Here is a 23,122-nt window from a genome sequence, read left to right as displayed (position 1 = left end):
TTCTTAAATACAACTTAATAGTGTTTTATAATTTCTTTAAAATTATCATATAAAATCTAATTATTAATAAAAGTGAGATCTAAGGTTTAAATGTTAATTTTTCTGAAGTTCATAAATAGAAACATAATGCTTCTTTTTAGGTAATGGAATTATTGTTGGAACTTTACTTAATCTTGGTTTTATAGATTTTTTTCCAACAATTATATTTTTATCATAATTTTCTAAATCAATTTCTGGGTGAGGATTTCCATCATTAATTAATGGCCAAGCATCACATGCCCTGTAACCAAATAAAATTAATGGTCTTGAGTTATCCATTAAATTGTGTCCAGAACCATGAACTGATCTACAATGAAAAAAAACAACTGTTCCAGCAGTTCCAGTTATGGAAACACTATTATTTGCTCCAATTTTATTCTTTTTAGTATCTATTTTTCCAACAAAGTAATTTTCTTTATTGTGGTGACTATACAATTTCTTTTTATGTGAATTCTTAATTATTTTAAGAGGACCATTTTTCTCATAGCAATCATCCAAATATATACCAACTGTGATCAAATCATCATTGGTATGTGGGTAAAAAGCCCAATCTTGATGCCATCCAATTTCACTTCCTTTTTTCTTATTAGGTAATTTAAAATTTAATTTTCCAAGATGAAATCTAACTGTTCCTCCTAGTAATTTTTTAGCTATAGATATTATTTTTTTATTCCTAGATAATTGATAGAAGATCTTATGTCTATTTTGAGGATTATTTAATCTTAAAATTTCCTGATTTTTTGAGGAACTGGAATTGTAAACAAAATGATAATTATCATAAGATTGAGTACTGTTTTGGTTATTTGATTTTTTTTTTCTCTTTCTTTAGAAATTACTTCATTTACAACTTTATTTATTTTGTTGATCTCTTTTGGGCTAATTAGATTTTTTTTTACAAAAAACCCATAATTTTTAAACTGATTAAGATCGTTCATTGAAAATTATTATATTTGAAAATAATAAATTTTCTCTAAAAAAAATGTGTTTTTAGCTTCAAATAAATTAATAAATTAGCAACTTTTAAAAGAAGCTGACATATTTCTTATCAATTTAAAGTATAGATCTTTACCCGAATCTAAAGTTGCACCTAGTGGATCTAAAACACCAGTTTTAATATTCATATCTTTAGCAACAGCATCAATAATATCAGGATTAAATTGAGGCTCAGAGAATACACAAGCAACTTTATCATGTTCGATAATTTCTCTAATTTCAGCTAGTTGTTCAGCTCCAGGCATTACATCAGCATTGACAGTAAATGCACCTAAAACATTAACATTAAATCTTTTCTCAAAATATTGATATGCATCATGAAACACAATTGATGAAACGCTGTTACTTAAATCAGTCATTACCTCAATAGTAAGTTTATCGATTTCTTTTAAAGCCTTATCTAAATTATTTTTATATTTAAATCCATTTTTAGGATCGTTTTCAATTAAATGTTCAGCCATTTCATTTAATATTGCTTTTGAATTAATTGGGTCTAACCAAATGTGAGCATCAAATTCACCATGTCCATGGCCTTCATGTCCGTGATCGTCGTGATCATCTTCTTTCTTACCGTGATCATCATGTCCGTGATCGTCGTGATCATCTTCTTTCTTACCGTGATCATCATGTCCGTGATCGTCGTGATCATCTTCTTTCTTACCGTGATCATCATGTCCGTGATCATGTTCATCAAAAATATTTCTTTCTCTAAATTTTAATACGTTTAAACCTTTAATTTCTATTAACTCAATTTTTTCAGCTTTTTTAGCTATTGAGCTTAAAGGTTTTTCTAGAAAGTTTTCCATACCTTCACCAACCCAAAAAATAAGATCAGCGTTTTGAAGCATTTTTGCATGAGAAGGTTTCATTGAAAATCCATGAGGAGACGCATATCCATCAACAATTAACTCTGGTTTTCCAATTCCATCCATCAAATAACTAGCTAAAGAATGTATTGGTTTAATTGATGTAACTACTTTTATTTCAGCATTTGCTGGTATAAAGAAAGTTAAAATTGATAAGATTGATAAAGCAATGGATAATTTTTTGAGTTTTTTCATAATAAGTAATTTAATTAGTTGTTATATTATAACAGTATGTAATAATATAACATTTGCAAGTCAAGTAATAAATGTCAGATAAAAATATATTAGTAGAACTTCATAAAGCTGGTTTTAAACAAAACAATAAATGGCTAGTAGAGGGCGTCTCATTAAAAGTTGAGAAGGGCAAGATCGTTACACTTATTGGCCCAAACGGATCTGGTAAAAGTACTACGGCAAAAATTGCTTTAGGTATTTACAAAAATATCGAGGGGACGGTAGAAAAATACACAAACAAAATTGGTTATGTTCCTCAAAAAATCTCAATTGATTGGACATTACCATTAAGAGTGTATGATTTTATGCTTTTAACAGAAGACATCAGTGACGAAGCGATTGACGAAGCTCTTGCTCTAACTGGCGTTGCCCATCTTAAAGATAAAAATTTAGGAAATTTATCTGGCGGTGAATTTCAAAGAGTTCTAATAGCTCGAGCTATTTCCAAAAAACCGGAATTATTGGTCTTAGATGAGCCAGTTCAGGGTGTTGATTATACAGGTGAAATTGCTTTGTATGAATTAATTAAAAAAATTTCAGATACTCTAAATTGTGGAATTTTATTAATTTCACATGATCTACATACTGTTATGACCGCAACAGATCATGTTGTTTGTTTAAATGGCCATGTATGTTGTTCAGGATCACCAATGGATGTGGCTAAAAATAATGAGTACAAAACCTTATTTGGAGAACAAGCTTCTCAAATTTTATCTGTATACGAACATAAACATGACCATGTTCATTCAGACGAAGGTCAAATTAAGAAAAATTAATATGTTAGATGATTTCTTCATAAGAGCCTTAATTGCTGGAATTGGTGTTGCCTTGGTAACAGGACCACTAGGTTGTTTTGTAGTTTGGAGAAGATTGTCATATTTTGGTGATACATTATCTCATTCAGCATTATTGGGTGTAACTATGGCTTATTCTTTTGAGCTTAATATTGCGCTTTCAGTTTTTGTAATTTCATCGGCAATTGCGTTAATTTTAATTCAATTACAAAAAAAAACTAATTTACCTGGAGATGCATTGCTAGGTCTTCTTGCTCACTCTTCATTAGCAGTTGGTTTAGTAGTAATTGGATTTTTAACTTTTATACGTTTTGATATTATGGGTCTTTTATTTGGAGATATCTTAGCAGTAACAACAACTGATATATTTATGATATGGACTGGTGGAGCTATAATCTTATTAGTACTAAAATTAATTTGGAAACCTTTGTTTGCATCTACTGTTAATTACGAGCTAGCAGAAGCAGAAGGGTTAAATCCAGATAGAGCTAAAGCAATTTTTACTATTCTTATGGCTGCTGTAATAGCTATTTCAATTAAAATGGTTGGATTGTTGCTTATAACTGGAATGCTAATCATTCCAGCCGCAATGGCTCGAAACATATCAAATAGTCCTCAAAAGATGGTTTTATTCTCAGTAATTGGTGGTCTTTTATCAGTAATACTGGGTTTATTTTCTTCATTAGAGTTTAACACCGCATCTGGACCTTCAATAATTATGGCTGCTTTAGTTTTATTTATATTATCTTTACTTAATATTAAACAATCGATTAAATTGAAAAACTAATAACTAATTGATAAGAATTTAAAAATGGAAAAAGAACATAACCTTTCAAAAAACCAAAAAATTATTTTTGATATAATTGATAAATCTGGTGAACCAATGAAGGCTTACTCAATTTTGTTTGATGTTCAAAAAAAAGGAATTAAAGCACCATTACAAGTTTATAGAGCATTAGACAAATTGGTTGAAATTGGAAAAATTCACAAGATCGAAAGCAGAAATGCCTTTATTGCCTGTCAAAATTCTAGCTGCCAAATAACAAAAGCAACTGCTTTTTCAATTTGTGAAAGTTGCGAAAATGTATCTGAAATAAGTAACTCAAAACTTTCAAAATATTTATCTAACTTTTCAGACGACTCTGGAATGAAATATAGTAAATATAATTTAGAATTTTTTGGTTTATGTAAAAAATGTAAATCAAAATAAATGAGCACCGTATTTTTAACTTTAGACGAAATATTTGAACTAGCTAAAAAGACACTTTTGGCTAATGGATGTAATGATGAAACTGCATCTATATTATCAGATTTAATTAGAAATGCAGAAAGAGACGGTTCTGTTTCGCATGGTTTGTTTAGATTACCAGCTTATGTTTCAGGTTTAAAAAGTGGTAAAATTAATGGTAAAGGAAAACCTGAAATAAAAAAAATTTCTCCATCAGTAATAAAAGTTCAAGGTAAAAACTCTTTAGCTCCAGTTGTATTAAATAAAGGATTACCTGAATTAACAAAAGCTGCAAAAAAAAATGGTGTTGCCGTTTTAGCAATTAATAATTCACATCACATGGCAGCTATGTGGCCTGAAACTGAAAAATTAGCCGAAGAGGGATTAGTTGCTTTTGCTTGCACCTCTTATAAACCAGCAGTAGCCCCAGCAGGTGCTATTAAACCATTATTTGGAACAAATCCAATTTCATTTGCTTGGCCACGTCCTGGTAAAACACCAGTTGTTTATGATATGGCAACAGCTTCAATGGCAATGGGTGAAGTTCAAGTTGCTAAAAGAGAAGGACATAAAGTTCCACTTGGAACAGGTTTAACTAAAGATGGAAAAGATACTACTGATCCAGCAGAGATTGCAGACGGTGGTGTTCTATTACCTTTTGGTGGATACAAAGGCTCAGCTATAGCAATGATGGTAGAGTTATTAGCTGGTGCATTAGTTGGTGATAATTTTAGTTATGAAACAGCTGCCAAAGATAATAATGATGGCGGTCCACCAAGTGGTGGTGAATTTATTCTAGCTATTTGTCCGGATAAAACAGCAGGAACTAGTTGGCAGAAACATGCAGAAGAATTTTTCGAAAAAATGAAATCAATGGGTGAAGTAAGATTACCTGGTGAAAGAAGACATAAAAATCGACTAGATACTGGCCCTAGACACATCAATGAGGAACTAGTTAATAAAATTAAATCTCTAAGCTAGTTTAATTTCAATTGGAGTATGATCTGAAGGTTTTTCCCTTCCTCGAGGATCTTTATTAATATTAATATCTTTTATATTATCGATTAGAGAGTTTGAAACTAAGAAGTGGTCAATTCTCATACCATTATTTTTTTGCCAAGCACCTCTCATATAATCCCAAAATGTATATCCCTCTTTATCTTCATTAAAGTGTCTATAAACGTCATTAAAACCAAGATTTAACATTTCTCTAAATTTTTTTCTTATTTCAAGTCTATATAAAGCGTCGTCTTCGAAGCTTTTAACATTATAAACATCTTCAGCAGCTGGAATAACATTAAAGTCTCCAGCTAAAATGATGTTTTGATTTTTTTTAGATAAAGTTTTTAGTTGTTTGATAAGTTGATCCATCCAATTCTTTTTATAATCGTATTTTTCAGTGTCAACTGGATTACCATTAGGTGTATAGATATTTATTAATTGAATAACTTTTTTTTTATATTCAACTTCTGCAGAAATTATTCTTGATTGTTTTAACTTATCTTTGATTAAATCAGTTCTAACATTATTTAACCTACCTTTAGATATGATAGCGACACCATTATAACTTTTTTGACCAAAAACATGACTTTCATAATCCATGGAAGCAAAATCATCATATGGGAAATTAACATCTTCAGTTTTAATTTCTTGCATCATTAAAACATCAGGTTTGTATTTTAGAAGATAACTTTTGATATTTTCTATTCTAGCTCTTACTGAGTTAACATTCCAGGATGAGATAATCATTAAAGTGAGAATGAAACACCACAGCCACAAGAAGATTTAGTTTGTGGATTAGAAATTTTAAAAGACTCACCAATAAGCTCAGATACATAATCAACCTCAGAACCTTTTAATAAATCTGCTGAAGTTTTGTCAATTAAGATGTTTTCAAAATTAAAATCATCGTCATTTTTGGATTTTTCAAATGTAAATTCATATTGAAAACCTGAGCATCCTCCGCCCTTAATAGCGATTCTAAAAAATGATCCATCATCTTTTTTTGATAATAAATTTGCTATCTGTTTTAGAGCATTATCTGTAAATTTAATTTCTTTAATCATTACTGAACACTGATAATACTAATATAATACTTAATTATTTAAATTAAAGGATGAAAAAACACTCTCAGTTAGGCGTATTTAAAAGTAAAGGAAGACTTAGTAATGAAGCAACTTCTAAATACAGATCACCTTTTCAAAGAGATAGAGATCGAATAATTCATAGTGCGTCATTCAGAAGATTAAAACATAAAACCCAAGTTTTTGTAAATACTGAGGGAGATCATTTTAGAACAAGAATTACTCATTCTATAGAAGTTGCTCAAATTGCAAGATCAATAGCAAAATACCTTAATTTAAATGAAGATTTAACTGAGACTTTAAGTTTAGCTCATGATTTGGGACATACGCCATTTGGTCATGCTGGCGAAGATGCTTTAAATGAATGCATGGATAATTTTGGAGGCTTCGATCACAATTTACAAACACTAAGAATTGTTATGTTTTTGGAGAACAAATATTTTAAGTTCAAAGGTCTAAATCTATCAATTGAAACTCTTGAGGGATTATTGAAGCATAATGGACCTGTTGAAGATGCAGATTTGGTAAATAGTTTAATTGGTCTTAAAACTTTTAAAAAAAGAATTAATTTTAACACATATCCTTCGTTAGAGGCTCAAATCTCGGCCATATCAGATGATATAGCTTACAATAATCATGATATCCAAGATGGCATTAAGGCTAATTTATTCAAACTTGAAGAACTAATAGAGATAGATTTTTTTAAATTAATTTATTTAAAATATAAAAATAAAATTAATAAAACTAATTATAAAATTGCAACATATCAAATAGTGAGAGACTCAATTGATTTGATGATTAGAGATTTATTAACTAATACTAAAAAAAATCTAAGAAAGCATAAGATTGAATCAATTAAAGATATAGTGATAGCAGGTAAGCCTTTAGTCAGTTTTTCAGAGAAAATACAAAATTCAGAGAGAGAAATTAAATCATTCCTAAGAACTAAAATGTATCAAAATAATTCAGTATTGAAAAAAAATCAAAAGGGCAAAATAATTGTGAAGAAATTATTTAATATAATTAAATTAAATCCTAGAAAATTTATCTCTAAAGATCATTTGACTAATGACAAATATAGAGCTATTTCAGATTTTATTTCAGGAATGACTGATCGTTTTGCTATTAACTTATATAATAATTTTAAATGAATATTTTTGAACTTTATTTAGATAAAATAAAATCAACAATAGTTGATTTACAAAAGAAAGATGAGCTTATTATTCCCGATGCATTAAATGGAATTAGCACTGAAATACCACCAGCTAAATTTGATTGTGATATTTCAACCAATGTTGCTATGGTCCTTTCAAAAATAAATAAAAAATCTCCATTAGATCTTGCTGAAAAAATTTCATTATCTTTAAAAAACAATGACTCACTTATACAAAACATAGATGTTGTTAAACCTGGTTTTATAAATATTAAATTTAAACCAGTTTTTTGGTCAAATTTTATTGAAGATATTATTGCTAATTCAAAAACATTCGGGATTAATAAAAAAGAAAAAAAACTTAATTATCTGGTTGAGTTTGTCTCAGCTAATCCAACGGGTCCTTTACATGTTGGGCATTGTCGGGGAGCAATTTTGGGTGATGTAATTTCAAATGTATTACTTTTTAATAATCACAAAGTAATAAAAGAATATTATGTAAATGATTACGGCAATCAGATTATTAATTTTACTAAATCTGTTTATTTTAGAATCCGAGAAGTCAAATATAAGGAAGTATTTCCAATTGATAATCCAGACTTGTACCCTGGAGATTATTTAACTGATTTTGCAAATAATATCATCTCATCAAATTCTGATCTAAATTTTGACAATTACGATGATGTAAGTGAAAAATTAACGGAACTATCAATAGAACAAGCTTTATTATTAATTAAGAAAAATCTGAAAAGTCTTGGCATCAAACATGATAATTTTGTAAGCGAGAAAAGCATTGTTTTAAACAATGAAGTTGAAAATGTCATTAGGTACCTAGAAAAAAACAATTATGTTTATAAAGGTAAAATTAAAGCCCCTGCAGGAGAAGATAAAAAGGATTGGGTGGAAAGAGAACAATTATTATTTAGATCTACAGATTTTGGTGACGACAAAGACAGAGCTTTGCAAAAATCAGACGGTACTTGGACCTATTTCGCTAGCGATGTTGCATACCATAAAAATAAAGTTGATCGTAAATTTGATTATTTGATTAACATTCTTGGTGCAGATCATGCTGGTTACATTAAAAGAATATCATCATCAGTGGATGCACTTTCTGCAACTAAAAATAAATTAATTTGTAAAATTAGTCAGCTTGTAAAGCTAATAAAAGATAAGAAACCATTTAAGATGTCCAAAAGAAAAGGGGATTATATTACAGTTGATGACTTAATTTCAGAAGTTGGTAAAGATGCAACTAGATTCATTATGCTAAATAGAAGTAGTGATGTTGAGTTAGATTTTGATTTTGATGCAGTTAAAGAAAAATCTAAAGATAATCCACTTTATTACGTTCAGTATTGTTATGCTAGAATTTCATCTGTATTTAGACATTTAGATAAAGACTTAGATAAAGATATTGTTATAGATAATTACAATTTTGAATATTCTTCAGATGAAATTAAAATCTTAAAGAAGATTTCAGAATGGCCTAAATGCATTGACTCAGCAAGTACAAAACTTGAACCTCATCGTATACCAGTTTATTTATATGAGCTTGCAGCTGAATTTCACTCTTATTGGAATCTTGGCAAACAATTTCCTGAAAAACGATTTATAAATGATAAAAAAAATATTTCTCCAGATAAATTAATTTTTCTTAAAGCAATTGCAAATGTCGTTAAGTCAGGAATGGATATAGTTGGCGTTGATTCTCCAACTAAGATGTAATGCTTAAAGAAATTAAATATTTAATATTTATAGTTATCATTTCTTTATTCCTTTTTTTTACAGGTAAATATTATTTTTCAGATGAAAATATTAAAAATTCATACAGATCTTATAAAAACATTGATGAAAAAATTAAGATTTATTCGAAAAATTTACCATTATTGAAAAATGATACAGAAAATATTATTGAATATGTGAAACAAACAGACAAAAAAAAGAAGAAAAAATTTAATTTTTGGAAACTTTTAGAAAATGATTAATAAGAGAAGAGCTTTTATAGTCGGTATCAAATCACTTCAATTGTCTAAAAATGAAATAGATTTCTTAAAAAAATATAAACCTTGGGGTGTAATATTATTTTTGAGAAATATTAAGTCAATTAAACAAGCAAAAAGTTTAACAGATAATATAAGAAAAATTTTCAAAGATAAAAATTATCCAATATTAATTGATCAAGAGGGTGGTAGAGTAAATAGATTAAGCAACATTATTTCTTTTGATAATTTAACATCTGAATATTTTGGTAAACTTTATGAAAAAGATAAAATGAAACTTAATATAATTTATAAATTATTTATTGATAACATATCTCATTTACTAAAATTGATTGGTGCAAACATTAATACTTTGCCCGTTTTAGATCTTAGAGTTAAAGGTGCTAGTAACATTATTGGTGACCGGTCTTTTTCTAGCAATGTTAGCACTGTTTCAAAAATGGGTGATTTATGCATAAAATTATTTAAGGAAAATTCAATTGGAACTGTAATAAAGCATATTCCAGGCCATGGATTGGCTAAAGTGGATAGCCATAATTTTACTCCTATAGTTAACAAGTCAATAAAACATCTCAAAAAATATGATTTTAGTACCTTTAAAAAGAAGAATTGTTTTTTTGCTATGACAGGACACGTTATTTATAAAAATTTAGATCAGTTAAATACTGTAACTCATTCAAAAAAAGTAATTAGATACATAAGAAACTATATAGGTTTTAAGAATATTTTAATTTCAGATGATCTTTCCATGAAAAGCTTAAAAAACAATATGAAAAACAATACAATTAAAGCATTTGAAGCAGGGTGTAACTTAGCCCTTCATTGCAATGGTAAACTCAATGAAATGAAGATAGTCGCTGAAAATTCACCCTTGATAAGTAGCTTTATATCTAAAAAAACATCACAATTTTATAAAATTTTAAGTTAGTATTTTAATATGTCCGGGACTGATTCTGTTTTATTCAATGTTGATATAAATAATTACAATGGTCCTTTAGATGTGCTGCTTGATTTGTCAAAAGCTCAAAAAGTTGACCTAGAAGAAATATCAATAACTAAATTGGCTGATCAATTTCATGAATATATTACCAATGAAAAACATTTAAATTTAGAAATAGCTTCTGAATATTTGTTAATGGCTACATGGTTAGCTTATTTAAAATCTAAATTATTATTACCAGGTACACCTGAAGAGGAATTCAAAGTTCAAGAAGTTGCGGAAAAACTAAAATTACAACTCAAAAAATTGGAACTTATTAGATTACTTTCGGAACAGATGTTAAAAAGAAATCGATTAGGTAGAGAAATTAGAACACGTGGAATAAAAGGAAATATTAGATCTATTTATAGTTCAGAATATAACGTAAGTTTATTTGAACTTTTAAAGGCATACTCTTCAGTAGTAATGACCAAAGACTTTCAAACTATGAGTATTCCTAAATTACCTGTGTTTACTACAGAGGATGGAATTAAAACTATAAAACAGTTCCTTGGTAAATTAATGGATTGGAAAAATATTAATGATTTAATACCAAAAAACTTTAAAAATGGTTCTAAATATAAAAGAACTGGTAAAGCAGGGATTTTTGCTGGATCATTAGAACTAGTTAAAGAGGGAAATCTTTCAATAAAACAAGATAATTTATTTGATGATATTTATGTAAGGGAAATTAATGATTAAAAAAGAAAAGGTATCAAAAGATAATATAGTAAAATTTCCATCTAAACTTACTGATCTTGAAAAGGAAATTGAAGCTGTAATTTTTGCTGCTGCAGAACCATTGGATGTTGATACTATAGAAAGTAAAATTTCAAAAAAAGCAAATGTTGCTAAATCATTAGAAAAATTACAATTAGAATATTCAAGTCGAGGTATTAATTTAGTCTGCATAAAAGATAAATGGTCTTTTAGAACTTCACCCAAACTCTCTGTTTTAATGACACAGGAGAAGACTGTTGAAAAAAAATTATCTCGTGCCGCTATAGAAACTCTAGCTATTATTGTTTATCACCAACCTGTTACTAGAGCTGAAATTGAGGAAATACGTGGTGTTGCTTTTGGAACAAATACATTAGAAATCTTAATGGAATTAGATTGGGTTAAACCAGGTGGTCGTAAAGATGTTCCAGGTAAACCAATTCAATATTTAACGACAGATGGTTTTTTAAGTCATTTTAATTTACAAAAATTGTCTGATCTCCCAACAGTGGATGAATTAGGCGCAGCTGGATTAATCGATAGCACTAGTGTTGATAATGCGATTTTTGGTTCAAGTAAATTTTTCAAAGAAAAACAAGATGAAAAAAAAGAAGATATTTATTCTAATATAGATGAAATGCTTAACAGCACTCTTGATGAAGAGGAAAAAGATACATAAAAAGTCACTTTAAAATCTTTAATAAAAGAGTTATAAGTTTTTATGAGTATAGGAATTTGGCAAATAGCAATTGTTGTAATATTAGTTGTTTTATTATTTGGACGAGGAAAAATATCTAGTTTAATGGGCGATGTTGCTAAAGGTATTAAAAGTTTCAAAAAAGGAATGGCGTCAGATGTAACTGACGAGAGTGAGCCAAAAAATATTTCCGACGAAAATAAAGACTCAAATAACAAAGATTAAATTACATGCCTACTATTGGTTGGTTTGAAATTTTAATAGTTGTAGCTATTGCTATTGTCGTACTTGGACCCAAAGATTTTCCAATAATGTTAAAAAAAGCAGGATCTTGGATAGGCACAGCTAAAAGATATGTCAGTGATATACAAAATGAAGTTTCAAGTATTGATATAGAAGACGAAAAAATAGATGAAATAAAAAAAGATAATAAAAAAAAAGATGAATAATGAGGAAAATGAAGGTGGCTTTATAAGTCATCTAACTGAATTAAGAAAAAGACTTATCCATAGTTTTCTTTTCTTGTTTTTATTTTTTATAGGATGTTATTTTTTTGCTGAAAACATATATGGATTTTTAGTAGATCCTTTTGCTAAAGCAGTTAAGGATGATGGATCTGAACGAAGACTAATTTTTACCGCATTACAAGAAACTTTTTTAACATATTTAAAGGTCTCTTTTTTCACTGCTTTTTTTGTAACTTGCCCATTTATTTTAATGCAAATATGGAAATTCATAGCTCCAGGTTTATACAAACATGAAAAGTTAGCTATCATGCCTTACTTAATCTTAACTCCCCTATTGTTTCTTTTAGGGGGCATGCTTGTTTATTACCTCATAATGCCACTCGCGATTAAATTTTTCTTATCATTTGAAAGCTCTGGACTTTCAACAAGTCTACCAATTCAACTCGAAGCTAAAGTTAACGAATATTTATCTCTTGTTATGAAACTTATTTTTGCATTTGGCTTAAGTTTTCAATTGCCTGTAGTTTTAAGTTTATTAGCAAGAGTGGGGATTGTTGATAGTCAGTTTTTAAAAGATAGAAGAAAATATGTGGTAGTAATTATTTTTGCTGCTGCTGCTTTGTTGACACCTCCAGATCCAATAACGCAAATTGGTTTAGCAATTCCATTATTAATTTTATATGAATTATCAATATTTTCTGTAAAATTTATTGAAAATAAAAATTTAGAAAAAACAGATGCATAACATTAAAGATATAAGAAAAGATTTTACGCTTTTTGCTAAATCACTTGAAAAAAGATCATTAAAAATCGATTTTGAAAATTTACAACAACTAGATGAGCTAAATAGACAATTGATTCAAAAAAAGGAAGCATTAGAAAAAGAAAAAAAAGATATCTCAAAATCTAAAGATGAAGCATTGTTTAAAAGATCTAAAGAAATTTCTTCTGATTTAGAAAAAGTTTCAGACAAGCAAAAAAAAGTTAAAATTGAATTAGACAAGATACTATCTATTATTCCAAATATCCCTCATACTGATGTTCCAGAGGGCAAAGATGAAAATGATAATGTTGAAATTTCTAAATCAGGTAAAATTCCTGATTTTGATTTTAAACCTAAATCTCATTATGAACTAGGTGAAAAACTAAAGATGCTAGACTTTGATCTTGCTACAAAAACTACAGGTTCAAGATTTGTTTTTGTAAAAAGTAAATTAGCCTTATTAGAAAGAGCATTATCAAATTTTATGCTTGATATTCATGTTAATCAAAATCAATATCAAGAAATTTCACCCCCTTTAATAGCTTCTGACAATACTATGTTTGGTACAGGCCAGTTACCAAAATTTGAAAATGATCAATTTGAAATTAAATTTGATGAAGGCTCAGATAGAAAATTTTTAATACCAACTGCTGAGGTGATATTAACAAATATCGTTAAAGATAAAATTGTTGATCGCAAAGAATTACCATTGCGATTTGTTGCTTCAACACCTTGCTTTAGAAAAGAAGCTGGTAGTTATGGAAAAGATACCAAAGGTATGATTAGACAGCATCAATTTTATAAAGTTGAGATGGTTAGTATTGTTGAAAAAGAAAATTGTTTAGATGAGTTGGAAAGAATGACTAACTGTGCAACTGATATCTTGGATAAATTAGAGTTACCTTACAGAAAAATTATTTTATGCTCAGGTGACATGGGTTTCAGCGCTGAAAAAACTTATGATATCGAAGTATGGTTGCCATCCGAAAACAAATACCGTGAAATTTCTTCATGTTCATCATGTGCAACTTTTCAAGGTCAAAGAATGAAAACAAGATATAAAAATGAAAATAAAGAAACACATTTTGTCGGTACTCTCAATGGAAGTGGCCTTGCTGTTGGTAGAACTCTGATAGCTGTTTTGGAAAATTATCAGCAAAAAGATGGATCAATTATTGTTCCAAAAGTATTAAGACCTTATATGAACAATTTAGAAACTATTTCATTCAATTAAAGTTGTTTTCATTATTAAGATAGTATAATAATTCAGCTAATTTATAAGGAGATTTATGGAAGGTTCAGGAATAGGACAATTTATACCGCTGATTTTAATTTTTGTTATTTTTTATTTTTTCTTAATAAGACCTCAGCAAAAAAAAGTAAAAGAGCATAAAGCAATGGTTGAGAGTTTAAAAAGAGGTGACAAAGTTATCACTTCTGGTGGTATTACAGGAACTGTTGAAAGATTAATTGATAATGACAAAGTTGAAGTTGAAATTGCTGACAATGTTAAAGTTGAAATAGTAAAAGCAACAGGCATTCAAGGTCTTTTAAACAATCAAGAAGTCAAAAAATAATCAATTAAAGTAAAGTGCTTTATTTTTCAAAGTTAAGAATTTTATTTATAACTCTATTTTCACTTTTATTTATTTTAATTGCTTCATCAAATTTATTTAAAATAGATGATGATTTTTTTGATAAGAAAATAAATCTTGGATTAGACCTTCAAGGAGGCTCTTATCTTTTACTTGAAATTGATAATGCTCCTGTCATTGAACAAAAACTTCAAAACTTAACAACAACTATCCGAAATTATTTTAAAGAACAAAGCATTAAAATAAACAATATCAAAATTGAAGGTGATAATATTTTTTTTAATACTGATGATCAAAGCAAACAAATAATTATTGATACATTCACTGATGAAAACAATGATATAAATCCTTATTACCCAAGATTTAAATCACATCAATTAAATATAGAGGACACTGGAGTTAGTTTAAAAGTAAATTTTTCTAAACAAGGGCTAATTAATTTAAAAACTTCATCTCAAGATCAAGCAATTGAAATAGTTCGAAGAAGAATTGATGAAGTTGGTACTAATGAACCCAATATATTAAAAAGAGGAAATAACCGTATTTTAGTCGAACTTCCTGGTCTTGATGACCCTATGAGAGTTAAATCACTTTTAGGTAAAACTGCAAATTTAACCTTCAGATTTGTCACAAATAATGAAAATGACAGTTTTGGAGTTGAAAAATTAAAATATGAAGATGGTATAGAAGAAGCAACTGTTAGTAAGAGAATAATTATTAGTGGAGATAATCTTTTAGATGCCCAGCCTTCAATGGACACACAAAACAATCAAACTGTAGTCTCTTTTTCATTAGATAGAGTGGGTGCAAAAAGATTTGGTAAAGCAACATCAACTGGTATTGGTAAACAACTAGCAATAGTCCTCGATGGTAAAATTATAAGTGCCCCAGTTATAAGAGACACGATTGCAAGTGGTAATGGGCAAATTAGTGGGGGATTCACGTTTCAATCAGCAACAGATTTAGCTTTACTACTGAGATCTGGAGCGCTGCCAGCACCTTTAAATATAATTGAAGAGAGAACTGTTGGGCCTGACTTAGGTCAGGATTCGATTAATGCTGGGATGATTGCTTTAGCGATTGGGTTTCTTTTGGTGATTATTTTTATGTTTATTAAATACAAAATCTTTGGATTAATTACTAATGTTACACTAGTTATAAATTTATTTATTTTACTAGGAATTTTAACTTTATTTGAAGCCACTTTAACATTGCCAGGTATTGCTGGAATAATCTTAACTGTTGGAATGGCTGTTGATGCAAATGTTTTGATTTTTGAGAGAATTAAAGAAGAACTTAAAGATGAAAAAAATAACATATTAGCATTTGATAGTGGTTATATAAAATCTAGAACAGCAATTATTGACGCTAACATAACTACCTTATTGGCAGCAATTATACTTTTTTTCATGGGATCAGGTCCAATTAAAGGGTTTTCAGTTACTCTTGGTATTGGAATATTTACAACTCTATTTTCTGTTTATTTTATAGCAAGACTTTTTACTAGTCTTTATGTTTCAAAAAATAGAAATAAGGAAAAATTAATCTAATGATTGCATTTAATAAATATTATAACCATTTCAATTTTTTATCTGGAATTTTGATTTTATGTTCTTTAATTTTATTAGTTTTCAAAGGGCTTAATTTTGGAATTGATTTTAAAGGTGGGACTTTAATTGAGCTAAGATCGTCTGATGATAAAATTAATGTCAGTTCATTAAGAGATAAATTTAGTCAAATGAATCTTGGTGATGTATCTGTTAAAAAATTTGGGAATGATACTGATTATTTGGTCAAATTTGAGAACAAAGATAATAGAAAAAATGTCATTGAAGAGATAAAAACAAGTCTTGATAAATCTTTTGGCAATAATTTTAATTTTAGAAGAGTTGAAAATGTTGGACCCAAAGTAAGTGCAGAATTGTTAAAATCAGGAGTAATTGCTATTTCTTTATCATTAGCAATAATGTTATTTTATATTTGGATAAGATTTGAATGGCAATTTAGTCTTGGAGCGATATTAGCATTATTTCATGATATAATAGTGACTCTTGGAGTCTTCTCTTTGTTTAGTCTTGAAATTAATTTATCAATTATCGCTGCTGTATTAACTATAGTTGGATACTCAATGAATGACACTGTTGTGATTTTTGACCGCGTGAGGGAAAATTTGAGAAAATATTCTGATATAAAGATATTTGAACTTACTAATATCTCTATCAATGAAACCCTATCTAGAACGATAATAACCTCAGCAACTACTTTATTAGCACTACTAGCGATATATTTTTTTGGTGGTGAAATTTTGAAAGGATTTTCTTTAGCAATGATTTTGGGTGTTGTATTTGGTACTTATTCTTCAATTTATATTGCTAATACTGTTTTGGTAAGACTTAAGGTTTCTCAAAAAACTGTTTTGAGAGAGGATGACAAGAGTTAATCATACCAAATATATGTAAAGTTTTTTTATGAATAAAAAACTCTGGGAAGCTTCAAAACAATTAAAAAATAATTCAAATTTATTCAAATTTGAAAAATTTATCTCCAATAAATATAATAAAAATTTCTCTAAAGATTTCGAAAAAATACACAAATGGTCTGTAAGTAATTCCTATGATTTTTGGAATAGTGTTTGGGATTTTACCAGTGTTAAAGGAGCTAAAAATAATCAAAAGCCTAAAAAATCATCAAAGTTTTATAAGAATATTTTTTTAGCAAAATCTAAATTAAATTTTGCTGAAAACTTACTTCCAAAAAATAATAGTGATAAGGCAATTACTTTTATTAGTGAAAATGGTTATCGAGAAACAAAAAATTGGAAAAAGTTAAACAGTAACGTAAAAAATATATCTTCATTTTTAAAAAAATTAAAAATAAAATCAAAAGATCGTGTTGCAGCATATATGCCCAATATTCCTGAAACAGTTGAGGCTTTTTTAGGTACTGTTGCTATAGGATCAATATGGTCATCATGTTCACCTGATTTTGGTATTAATGGTGTTGTTGAAAGGTTTTCACAAATTAAACCCAAAATTTTGTTTGTCACAAATGAATATTTTTATAACGGTAAAAGAATAAATATTTTAGAAAGAATTCCAAATATAATTAAAAGATTGCCTAGTATTAAGCATATAGTTATTACAAATTATCCAGGTAAACCCGAGATCAAAAAAATTCCTAAATACAAGAATATTAAAACCTATACATGGAAATATATTCATCAACAGAGTAAAGTTGATTTAAAATTTCAAAAATTTGATTTCGAACACGAATTAGCAATTCTTTATTCAAGTGGCACAACTGGTAAGCCAAAATGTATTTGTCATAAAACTGGTGGTGTTCTTCTTCAGCATTTGAAAGAGCATCAACTACATTGCAATATAAAAGAAAATGATAATGTTTTTTATTTTACTACATGTGGATGGATGATGTGGAATTGGCTAATTTCAGTTTTGGCCTCAAAAGCTTCGATTGTTTTATTTGATGGATCGCCAATGTATAAAAAAGAAGATTTACTTATTAAGATAGCAAATAAAGAGGACATTACACTCTTTGGTGTAAGCGCTAAATACATTGATGCATTACGCAAAACTAACTTAAATTATACAAGAAAATATAAATTATCAAAATTAAGAACTATCTGCTCTACTGGATCACCTTTGTCTGAAGACAGTTTTAACTATGTATATAAAAATATAAAAAAAAATGTTCATTTAGCGTCTATTTCTGGAGGAACTGATATCGTTTCATGTTTTGTTTTAGGAAATTTATATCAACCTGTCTATTCAGGTGAAATTCAAAATAAGGGTTTGGGGATGAATGTTCGTGTATTTAATGAAAAAGGTAAGTCAATTACTAATAAAAAAGGTGAACTTGTTTGTGTTAATCCATTTCCATCTATGCCTTTAAAATTTTGGAATGATCAAAATGATAACAAATTTAAAAAAGCATATTTTAGCAAATTTAAAAATATTTGGCACCATGGAGACTTTGCAAGAATAACTAATAAAAATGGTTTTATAATTGTTGGTCGATCCGATACCACTTTGAACCCAGGGGGAGTTCGTCTTGGGACAGCTGAAATATATTCAGAGATTGAAAAATTTAAAGAAATTAACGAGTCTCTTGTAGTTGGCCAATCTTGGGATAATGATATTCGAATAGTTTTGTTTGTAATTTTAAATTCAAAACATGAACTTACTGAAAATTTATTAAAAAAAATTAAATTACAAATAAAAAAAAATGCTTCTCCAAGACATGTCCCTCATAAAATAATTCAAGTAAATGATATTCCAAGAACAAAAAGTGGAAAAATAGTTGAGCTTGCTGTTAAAAATATAATAGAGGGAAATAAAATTAAAAACAAAGAAGCTCTAGCTAATCCACTATCTTTAAATCAATATGTTAATATTAAAGAATTACAGTATTAATTAAAAATAAAAATAGAAATTTAATAAAGGTTTTGAGCAGCTACCATTGCTAGAAGCATTGGTAAAGATAACAAAGTGTTTGTTCTTGAAAATAACATGGCTGTTTTAGCAGATTTAGCTTTTAATTCAGGCTCACATTCAACAATACCTAAAGCTCTTTTTTGATTAGGCCAAATGACAAACCAAACATTAAATGCCATGATAACACCTAACCACATACCAATTCCAATTGCTGTATGTTTTGGAACACCTGATCCTATACTTAAAGTCATTGCATCGTGTAAGTAGCCATTTAATAATGCCAATATTAATCCTGACAGAACGGTTAAAGCTGCAGCCCATCTGAAATAAAATAATGCTGCTGGTGCAATTACTTTACCAATAGCAGGTTTTTGTTCGTCTGGAATTTTTCCCATATTTGGAATTTGAACAAAATTAAAATACCAAAGTAACCCAATCCACATGATTGCTACAATCACATGTATATATCTAAATAACCAACTCCAAAACAATGAGTCGAAAGCAAATCCACCATTATGATATGATAAACCAACAAATAATAATATCGCTAATGCTAATGAAGCGTGAATTGTTTTTGATAATGATGCTAATAAATTACTCATGATTCCTCTTATTTATACACTAAATTAATAAAAATTTTAACAATCTTTTACTATTTTATCCTAATAACGGTTTTAAAAATTGACCTGTATAACTTCCTGGTACTTTACAAATTTCTTCTGGTTTACCTTCTGCTATTATAGTCCCACCTTTAACACCCCCTTCAGGACCCATATCAACAATATAATCAGCTGTTTTTATAACATCTAGATTGTGCTCAATAACCACAACAGTATTACCTAGCTTCACAAATGTGTGAAGAATTTCTAATAATTTCTTAATATCGTGTTGATGAAGTCCTGTTGTTGGTTCATCTAAGATATACATTGTTCGTCCGGTTGATCTTTTTGAAAGTTCTTTTGCAAGTTTTATTCTTTGAGCTTCACCTCCAGAAAGTGTTGTTGCCTGTTGGCCGATTTTTATATAGCCCAAGCCTACTTTTTTAAGGGTTAAAAGTTTCGTTTTAATATTAGATATATTTTCAAAATACTCACAACCTTCATCAACTGACATATCTAAAACGTCAGCAATACTTTTATCTTTAAATTTAATTTCTAGTGTTTCTCTATTGTATCTAGTTCCTTTACATTCATCACATTGAATATAAACGTCTGGTAAAAAGTGCATTTCATACGTGATTACACCATCTCCTTCACATGCCTCACACCTTCCACCTTTAACATTAAATGAAAATCTTCCAGGTTTATATCCTCTAGTTTTAGACTCTGGTAAGCTTGTAAACCAATCTCTTATTGGACCAAACGCTCCTGTATATGTAGCTGGATTTGATCTAGGCGTTCTTCCAATAGGGGATTGATCAATGTCAATAATTTTATCAATTAGCTCAACTCCTTTGTAACTTTTAAAAGCCTTAGGAGCTTTTCTAGCTTTATTGTTAAGTGTCAAATTTAATGCATGGTATAAAGTTTGTAGTATTAACGTTGATTTACCACTGCCTGAAACACCAGTAATACAAGTAAAACTTCCTGTTGGAATTTTTAGATTAACGTTATTTAAATTATTTCCTGATGCGCCATTGATTTCAACAAACCTTCCATTTTTTGCTAATCGTCGAGTTTTAGGAACTTCAATAATCTTTTTATTAGATAGATATTGACCAGTTATACTATTTTTATCTTTTTTGATTTCTTCATAAGTTCCTTGTGCGGAAACTTGACCACCGTTAGTTCCAGCTTCTGGTCCCATATCTATAATATGATCAGCGTTTTCCATTGTTTCAGTGTCGTGTTCAACAACAATTACAGTGTTCCCTAAGTCTCTTAATCTTTTTAGGGCATTAATAAGTTTAACATTATCTTTTTGATGCAATCCAATTGAAGGTTCATCAAGAACATACAATACACCTGTTAATCCAGATCCTATTTGTGAAGCTAATCTTATTCTTTGAGCCTCTCCACCAGATAATGTTCCTGATTCTCTTGATAAGGTTAGATAATCAAGACCAACATTAAGTAAAAAATTTAATCTTTCATTAATTTCCTTCAAAACGTGTTCAGCAATTTTAAACTGCCTTTTGTCTAGATTTTTTTCTAATTCTTTAAACCACTTAGCAGCATCAAGAATAGATTTTCTTGTGATCTCACTAATATTGTGATCGTCAATTTTAACACACAAAGCTTCTTCTTTAAGCCTATCTCCATTGCAACTCTCACAAGCAGAGTCAGATTGATATTCAGCTATGGCTTCTCTTTTCCATTCACTATCAGATTCTAAAAATCTTCTTTCAAGATTGTTTATTACACCTTCAAAAGTTTTTTTATGTGAATATTTTTCATATCCATCATCATAGTTAAATTTAATTTCTTCTTCATCGGACCCATATAAAATTACATCTTTAATTTTTTTGGGTAATTTTTTCCATTTTTCATCAAGAGAAAAACCATAATGTTTAGCAATAGATGCTAATGTTTGGGCATAATATAGAGTAGTAGATTTTGCCCATGGTTCAATTGCACCATCCGCAATACTTTTTCTTTCATCTGGAATTACTAAATTTGGATCAACATTTAATTTCATTCCAATACCCTCACATTCTTCACATGCACCATATGGACTATTAAAAGAAAAAAGTCTTGGTTCTATTTCTTCGATAGTAAAGCCACTCTCAGGACATGCAAATTTTGTTGAGTATATTAGCTTCTCTATTTTTCTAAATTTTTGTGGCAACGTTTCATCTTCATATTCGACAAAGACTAATCCATTAGATAAATTTACAGCCGTTTCAATACTTTCCGCTAATCTGTTTCCCAATTTTGAATTTAAGACAATTCTATCGACTAAAACTGATATATCGTGTTTAAGTTTTTTATCTAAATTTGGAGATTTTTCGATATCATATAAAATATTATCAATTTTAATTTTTCTAAATCCTCTTCTTTTATAACTTAAAATATCTTTCCTATATTCTCCTTTACGACCCCTAACTACGGGCGCATAAATATAAATTGTGCTTTTTTTTGGAAGTTTTTTAACTAAATCTACAATTTGAGTTATTGTCTGAGAGGTAATTGGTTTACCTGTAAAAGGCGAATAGGGTATCCCAGCTCTTGCAAATAAAACTCTCATGTAATCATAAATTTCTGTAACTGTTGCTACAGTTGATCTTGGATTCTTAGATGTATTTTTTTGCTCAATAGCAATAGCAGGACTTAAACCTTCAATAAGATCTACATTAGGTTTTTTCATTTTGTCCAAAAACTGTCTTGCGTAAGCAGACAGACTTTCGACATAACGTCTTTGGCCCTCTGCATATATGGTATCAAATGCTAATGATGATTTTCCTGATCCAGATAGACCTGTAATGACAACAAATTGATCCTTTGGGATTTCAACAGAAACATTCTTTAAATTATGTTCTTTGGCACCCTTAATAACTATCTTTTTGATCATATTTTTTGTTGCTTTGAGTTAATAAAATTAATAATGAGAAGAATTGTGATATAGTTCTTATTAATTAATTTAACAAATATTAAATATTATGGCTGGAAGTTTAAATAAAGTATTATTAATTGGTCGTTTGGGCGCAGACCCAGAGATCAAACAAATGGTTAATGGTAAAAGTGTTGCAAGACTAAGCTTAGCTACAAGTCAGTCTTGGAAAGACAAAAATACTGGTGAAAAAAAAGAGAAAACCGAATGGCACCGTATAGTTGTATTTAATGAAGGTCTAGTAAATGTGATTCAGCAATATTTAAAAAAAGGTGCTCAAATCTATGTAGAGGGACAACTTACTACAAGAAAATGGAAAGATGAGCAGTCTGGCCAAGATAAATATTCCACTGAAATTGTTCTTCAAGGATACAACACTACACTAACAATGTTAGGTGGTGGAAATACTGGTGGTGGAATTCAAAATGATACTACTCAACAAAATAATGTTGAGGACTCTTCTCAAGTATCAAATGATATGGACGACGAAATTCCATTTTAGTATCT

General features: G+C 28.9%; 26 protein-coding genes. 19 read left to right on the top strand and 7 right to left on the bottom strand.

The features are described 5' to 3' along the window. Window positions 1-93 precede the first annotated feature (93 nt). From ACIJYF_RS03720 to ACIJYF_RS03710, 3 genes are all read right to left on the bottom strand, one after another. On the bottom strand, window positions 94-768 hold the full coding sequence (locus tag ACIJYF_RS03720; protein ID WP_435117974.1) for a phytanoyl-CoA dioxygenase family protein: 675 nt from the start codon (window positions 766-768) through the stop codon (window positions 94-96). Continuing rightward, window positions 762-974 carry a hypothetical protein gene (locus ACIJYF_RS03715; RefSeq protein WP_435117888.1) on the bottom strand — a complete coding sequence of 71 codons (213 nt, stop codon included), beginning with the start codon at window positions 972-974 and terminating at the stop codon, window positions 762-764. Before ACIJYF_RS03715 ends, ACIJYF_RS03720 begins: the two co-directional genes overlap by 7 nt. 75 nt (window positions 975-1,049) lie before the next feature. Further along, window positions 1,050-2,093 carry a zinc ABC transporter substrate-binding protein gene (locus ACIJYF_RS03710; RefSeq protein ID WP_435117886.1) on the bottom strand — a complete coding sequence of 348 codons (1,044 nt, stop codon included), beginning with the start codon at window positions 2,091-2,093 and terminating at the stop codon, window positions 1,050-1,052. Between the two features lie 71 nt (window positions 2,094-2,164). On the opposite strand from ACIJYF_RS03710, the gene ACIJYF_RS03705 reads away from it, so the two are divergent. From ACIJYF_RS03705 to ACIJYF_RS03690, 4 genes are read left to right on the top strand one after another with little or no spacing between them, the layout of a single operon-like run. After that, window positions 2,165-2,908, top strand: a complete 744-nt coding sequence (locus ACIJYF_RS03705) for an ATP-binding cassette domain-containing protein (protein WP_435117884.1) — start codon at window positions 2,165-2,167, stop codon at window positions 2,906-2,908. A 1-nt stretch (window position 2,909) separates the two neighbouring features. Continuing rightward, complete coding sequence (locus ACIJYF_RS03700; RefSeq protein ID WP_435117882.1) at window positions 2,910-3,713, top strand: metal ABC transporter permease; 804 nt, start codon at window positions 2,910-2,912, stop codon at window positions 3,711-3,713. A gap of 24 nt (window positions 3,714-3,737) precedes the next feature. Next, window positions 3,738-4,136, top strand: coding sequence for a Fur family transcriptional regulator (locus tag ACIJYF_RS03695; protein ID WP_435117880.1), 399 nt, complete (start codon window positions 3,738-3,740; stop codon window positions 4,134-4,136). Then, on the top strand, window positions 4,137-5,135 hold the full coding sequence (locus ACIJYF_RS03690) for an Ldh family oxidoreductase (RefSeq protein ID WP_435117878.1): 999 nt from the start codon (window positions 4,137-4,139) through the stop codon (window positions 5,133-5,135). Here ACIJYF_RS03690 and xth read toward each other — a convergent pair. Together xth and ACIJYF_RS03680 are read right to left on the bottom strand one after the other, a co-directional pair. Beyond that, the gene (xth, locus tag ACIJYF_RS03685) at window positions 5,127-5,903 is read right to left on the bottom strand and encodes an exodeoxyribonuclease III (RefSeq protein ID WP_435117876.1); all 777 of its coding nucleotides are present in this window, start codon (window positions 5,901-5,903) and stop codon (window positions 5,127-5,129) included. The two genes, ACIJYF_RS03690 and xth, sit on opposite strands and share 9 nt — an antisense overlap. After that, window positions 5,903-6,220, bottom strand: a complete 318-nt coding sequence (locus tag ACIJYF_RS03680) for a HesB/IscA family protein (protein ID WP_435117874.1) — start codon at window positions 6,218-6,220, stop codon at window positions 5,903-5,905. Before ACIJYF_RS03680 ends, xth begins: the two co-directional genes overlap by 1 nt. Before the next feature lie 50 nt (window positions 6,221-6,270). Between ACIJYF_RS03680 and ACIJYF_RS03675 the strand changes: the two genes are divergently transcribed. The 14 genes from ACIJYF_RS03675 to ACIJYF_RS03610 are packed head-to-tail and all read left to right on the top strand — an operon-like array spanning window position 6,271 to window position 19,045. Beyond that, window positions 6,271-7,389, top strand: coding sequence for a deoxyguanosinetriphosphate triphosphohydrolase (locus ACIJYF_RS03675; RefSeq protein ID WP_435117872.1), 1,119 nt, complete (start codon window positions 6,271-6,273; stop codon window positions 7,387-7,389). Then, window positions 7,386-9,119: an arginine--tRNA ligase gene (gene argS, locus ACIJYF_RS03670; RefSeq protein ID WP_435117870.1), complete on the top strand. Its 1,734-nt coding sequence runs from the start codon at window positions 7,386-7,388 to the stop codon at window positions 9,117-9,119. Before ACIJYF_RS03675 ends, argS begins: the two co-directional genes overlap by 4 nt. Then, window positions 9,119-9,379 (top strand): hypothetical protein, encoded by a 261-nt coding sequence (locus tag ACIJYF_RS03665; RefSeq protein WP_435117868.1) that lies wholly within the window; start codon window positions 9,119-9,121, stop codon window positions 9,377-9,379. The genes argS and ACIJYF_RS03665 overlap by 1 nt, the downstream gene beginning before the upstream one ends. Then, window positions 9,372-10,322, top strand: coding sequence for a glycoside hydrolase family 3 N-terminal domain-containing protein (locus ACIJYF_RS03660; protein ID WP_435117865.1), 951 nt, complete (start codon window positions 9,372-9,374; stop codon window positions 10,320-10,322). The genes ACIJYF_RS03665 and ACIJYF_RS03660 overlap by 8 nt, the downstream gene beginning before the upstream one ends. Before the next feature lie 9 nt (window positions 10,323-10,331). Beyond that, window positions 10,332-11,075, top strand: a complete 744-nt coding sequence (locus tag ACIJYF_RS03655; RefSeq protein WP_435117863.1) for a segregation and condensation protein A — start codon at window positions 10,332-10,334, stop codon at window positions 11,073-11,075. After that, on the top strand, window positions 11,068-11,772 hold the full coding sequence (gene scpB, locus ACIJYF_RS03650; protein ID WP_435117861.1) for an SMC-Scp complex subunit ScpB: 705 nt from the start codon (window positions 11,068-11,070) through the stop codon (window positions 11,770-11,772). Before ACIJYF_RS03655 ends, scpB begins: the two co-directional genes overlap by 8 nt. 42 nt (window positions 11,773-11,814) lie before the next feature. Then, window positions 11,815-12,015: a twin-arginine translocase TatA/TatE family subunit gene (tatA, locus tag ACIJYF_RS03645; RefSeq protein WP_028037013.1), complete on the top strand. Its 201-nt coding sequence runs from the start codon at window positions 11,815-11,817 to the stop codon at window positions 12,013-12,015. Between the two features lie 5 nt (window positions 12,016-12,020). Further along, complete coding sequence (tatB, locus tag ACIJYF_RS03640) at window positions 12,021-12,239, top strand: Sec-independent protein translocase protein TatB (protein ID WP_435117859.1); 219 nt, start codon at window positions 12,021-12,023, stop codon at window positions 12,237-12,239. Continuing rightward, entirely contained in the window at window positions 12,232-13,002 is a 771-nt protein-coding gene (gene tatC / locus ACIJYF_RS03635; RefSeq protein WP_435117857.1) for a twin-arginine translocase subunit TatC, read from the top strand. The genes tatB and tatC overlap by 8 nt, the downstream gene beginning before the upstream one ends. Next, window positions 12,995-14,254 carry a serine--tRNA ligase gene (gene serS / locus ACIJYF_RS03630; RefSeq protein WP_435117855.1) on the top strand — a complete coding sequence of 420 codons (1,260 nt, stop codon included), beginning with the start codon at window positions 12,995-12,997 and terminating at the stop codon, window positions 14,252-14,254. Before tatC ends, serS begins: the two co-directional genes overlap by 8 nt. A 55-nt stretch (window positions 14,255-14,309) precedes the next feature. Continuing rightward, window positions 14,310-14,597 (top strand): preprotein translocase subunit YajC, encoded by a 288-nt coding sequence (gene yajC, locus ACIJYF_RS03625; protein ID WP_435117853.1) that lies wholly within the window; start codon window positions 14,310-14,312, stop codon window positions 14,595-14,597. Between the two features lie 14 nt (window positions 14,598-14,611). Beyond that, window positions 14,612-16,165, top strand: a complete 1,554-nt coding sequence (gene secD / locus ACIJYF_RS03620) for a protein translocase subunit SecD (RefSeq protein ID WP_435117851.1) — start codon at window positions 14,612-14,614, stop codon at window positions 16,163-16,165. Then, window positions 16,165-17,055, top strand: coding sequence for a protein translocase subunit SecF (gene secF, locus ACIJYF_RS03615; protein ID WP_435117849.1), 891 nt, complete (start codon window positions 16,165-16,167; stop codon window positions 17,053-17,055). The genes secD and secF overlap by 1 nt, the downstream gene beginning before the upstream one ends. A gap of 28 nt (window positions 17,056-17,083) precedes the next feature. Next, window positions 17,084-19,045 (top strand): acetoacetate--CoA ligase, encoded by a 1,962-nt coding sequence (locus tag ACIJYF_RS03610; RefSeq protein ID WP_435117847.1) that lies wholly within the window; start codon window positions 17,084-17,086, stop codon window positions 19,043-19,045. 20 nt (window positions 19,046-19,065) lie between these two features. Here ACIJYF_RS03610 and ACIJYF_RS03605 read toward each other — a convergent pair whose 3' ends face one another. Continuing rightward, complete coding sequence (locus ACIJYF_RS03605) at window positions 19,066-19,668, bottom strand: urate hydroxylase PuuD (RefSeq protein WP_435117845.1); 603 nt, start codon at window positions 19,666-19,668, stop codon at window positions 19,066-19,068. Between the two features lie 55 nt (window positions 19,669-19,723). Further along, window positions 19,724-22,576 carry an excinuclease ABC subunit UvrA gene (uvrA, locus tag ACIJYF_RS03600; protein ID WP_435117843.1) on the bottom strand — a complete coding sequence of 951 codons (2,853 nt, stop codon included), beginning with the start codon at window positions 22,574-22,576 and terminating at the stop codon, window positions 19,724-19,726. An 88-nt stretch (window positions 22,577-22,664) separates the two neighbouring features. Here uvrA and ssb point away from each other — a divergent pair, with 88 nt between their 5' ends. After that, window positions 22,665-23,117 (top strand): single-stranded DNA-binding protein, encoded by a 453-nt coding sequence (gene ssb / locus ACIJYF_RS03595; RefSeq protein WP_435117841.1) that lies wholly within the window; start codon window positions 22,665-22,667, stop codon window positions 23,115-23,117. Window positions 23,118-23,122: the final 5 nt, after the last annotated feature.

It is taken from the genome of Candidatus Pelagibacter bacterium nBUS_49, from assembly GCF_051200925.1.
In the GTDB taxonomy this organism is placed as follows: Bacteria; Pseudomonadota; Alphaproteobacteria; order Pelagibacterales; family Pelagibacteraceae; genus Pelagibacter.
This window is presented reverse-complemented; position numbering and strand designations above follow the sequence as displayed.

Coding starts and splice junctions, on each gene's coding strand:
- ACIJYF_RS03695 (WP_435117880.1), top strand. CDS start 3,738: ATGGAAAAAGAACATAACCTTTCAAAAAACCAAAAAATTATTTTTGAT.
- argS (WP_435117870.1), top strand. CDS start 7,386: ATGAATATTTTTGAACTTTATTTAGATAAAATAAAATCAACAATAGTT.
- ACIJYF_RS03655 (WP_435117863.1), top strand. CDS start 10,332: ATGTCCGGGACTGATTCTGTTTTATTCAATGTTGATATAAATAATTAC.
- uvrA (WP_435117843.1), bottom strand. CDS start 22,576: ATGATCAAAAAGATAGTTATTAAGGGTGCCAAAGAACATAATTTAAAG.
- ACIJYF_RS03710 (WP_435117886.1), bottom strand. CDS start 2,093: ATGAAAAAACTCAAAAAATTATCCATTGCTTTATCAATCTTATCAATT.
- ACIJYF_RS03700 (WP_435117882.1), top strand. CDS start 2,910: ATGTTAGATGATTTCTTCATAAGAGCCTTAATTGCTGGAATTGGTGTT.
- ACIJYF_RS03705 (WP_435117884.1), top strand. CDS start 2,165: ATGTCAGATAAAAATATATTAGTAGAACTTCATAAAGCTGGTTTTAAA.
- xth (WP_435117876.1), bottom strand. CDS start 5,903: ATGATTATCTCATCCTGGAATGTTAACTCAGTAAGAGCTAGAATAGAA.
- ACIJYF_RS03610 (WP_435117847.1), top strand. CDS start 17,084: ATGAATAAAAAACTCTGGGAAGCTTCAAAACAATTAAAAAATAATTCA.
- secF (WP_435117849.1), top strand. CDS start 16,165: ATGATTGCATTTAATAAATATTATAACCATTTCAATTTTTTATCTGGA.
- tatC (WP_435117857.1), top strand. CDS start 12,232: ATGAATAATGAGGAAAATGAAGGTGGCTTTATAAGTCATCTAACTGAA.
- tatB (WP_435117859.1), top strand. CDS start 12,021: ATGCCTACTATTGGTTGGTTTGAAATTTTAATAGTTGTAGCTATTGCT.
- ACIJYF_RS03690 (WP_435117878.1), top strand. CDS start 4,137: ATGAGCACCGTATTTTTAACTTTAGACGAAATATTTGAACTAGCTAAA.
- serS (WP_435117855.1), top strand. CDS start 12,995: ATGCATAACATTAAAGATATAAGAAAAGATTTTACGCTTTTTGCTAAA.
- tatA (WP_028037013.1), top strand. CDS start 11,815: ATGAGTATAGGAATTTGGCAAATAGCAATTGTTGTAATATTAGTTGTT.
- ssb (WP_435117841.1), top strand. CDS start 22,665: ATGGCTGGAAGTTTAAATAAAGTATTATTAATTGGTCGTTTGGGCGCA.
- yajC (WP_435117853.1), top strand. CDS start 14,310: ATGGAAGGTTCAGGAATAGGACAATTTATACCGCTGATTTTAATTTTT.
- ACIJYF_RS03715 (WP_435117888.1), bottom strand. CDS start 974: ATGAACGATCTTAATCAGTTTAAAAATTATGGGTTTTTTGTAAAAAAA.
- ACIJYF_RS03660 (WP_435117865.1), top strand. CDS start 9,372: ATGATTAATAAGAGAAGAGCTTTTATAGTCGGTATCAAATCACTTCAA.
- ACIJYF_RS03605 (WP_435117845.1), bottom strand. CDS start 19,668: ATGAGTAATTTATTAGCATCATTATCAAAAACAATTCACGCTTCATTA.
- ACIJYF_RS03675 (WP_435117872.1), top strand. CDS start 6,271: ATGAAAAAACACTCTCAGTTAGGCGTATTTAAAAGTAAAGGAAGACTT.
- scpB (WP_435117861.1), top strand. CDS start 11,068: ATGATTAAAAAAGAAAAGGTATCAAAAGATAATATAGTAAAATTTCCA.
- ACIJYF_RS03665 (WP_435117868.1), top strand. CDS start 9,119: ATGCTTAAAGAAATTAAATATTTAATATTTATAGTTATCATTTCTTTA.
- ACIJYF_RS03680 (WP_435117874.1), bottom strand. CDS start 6,220: ATGATTAAAGAAATTAAATTTACAGATAATGCTCTAAAACAGATAGCA.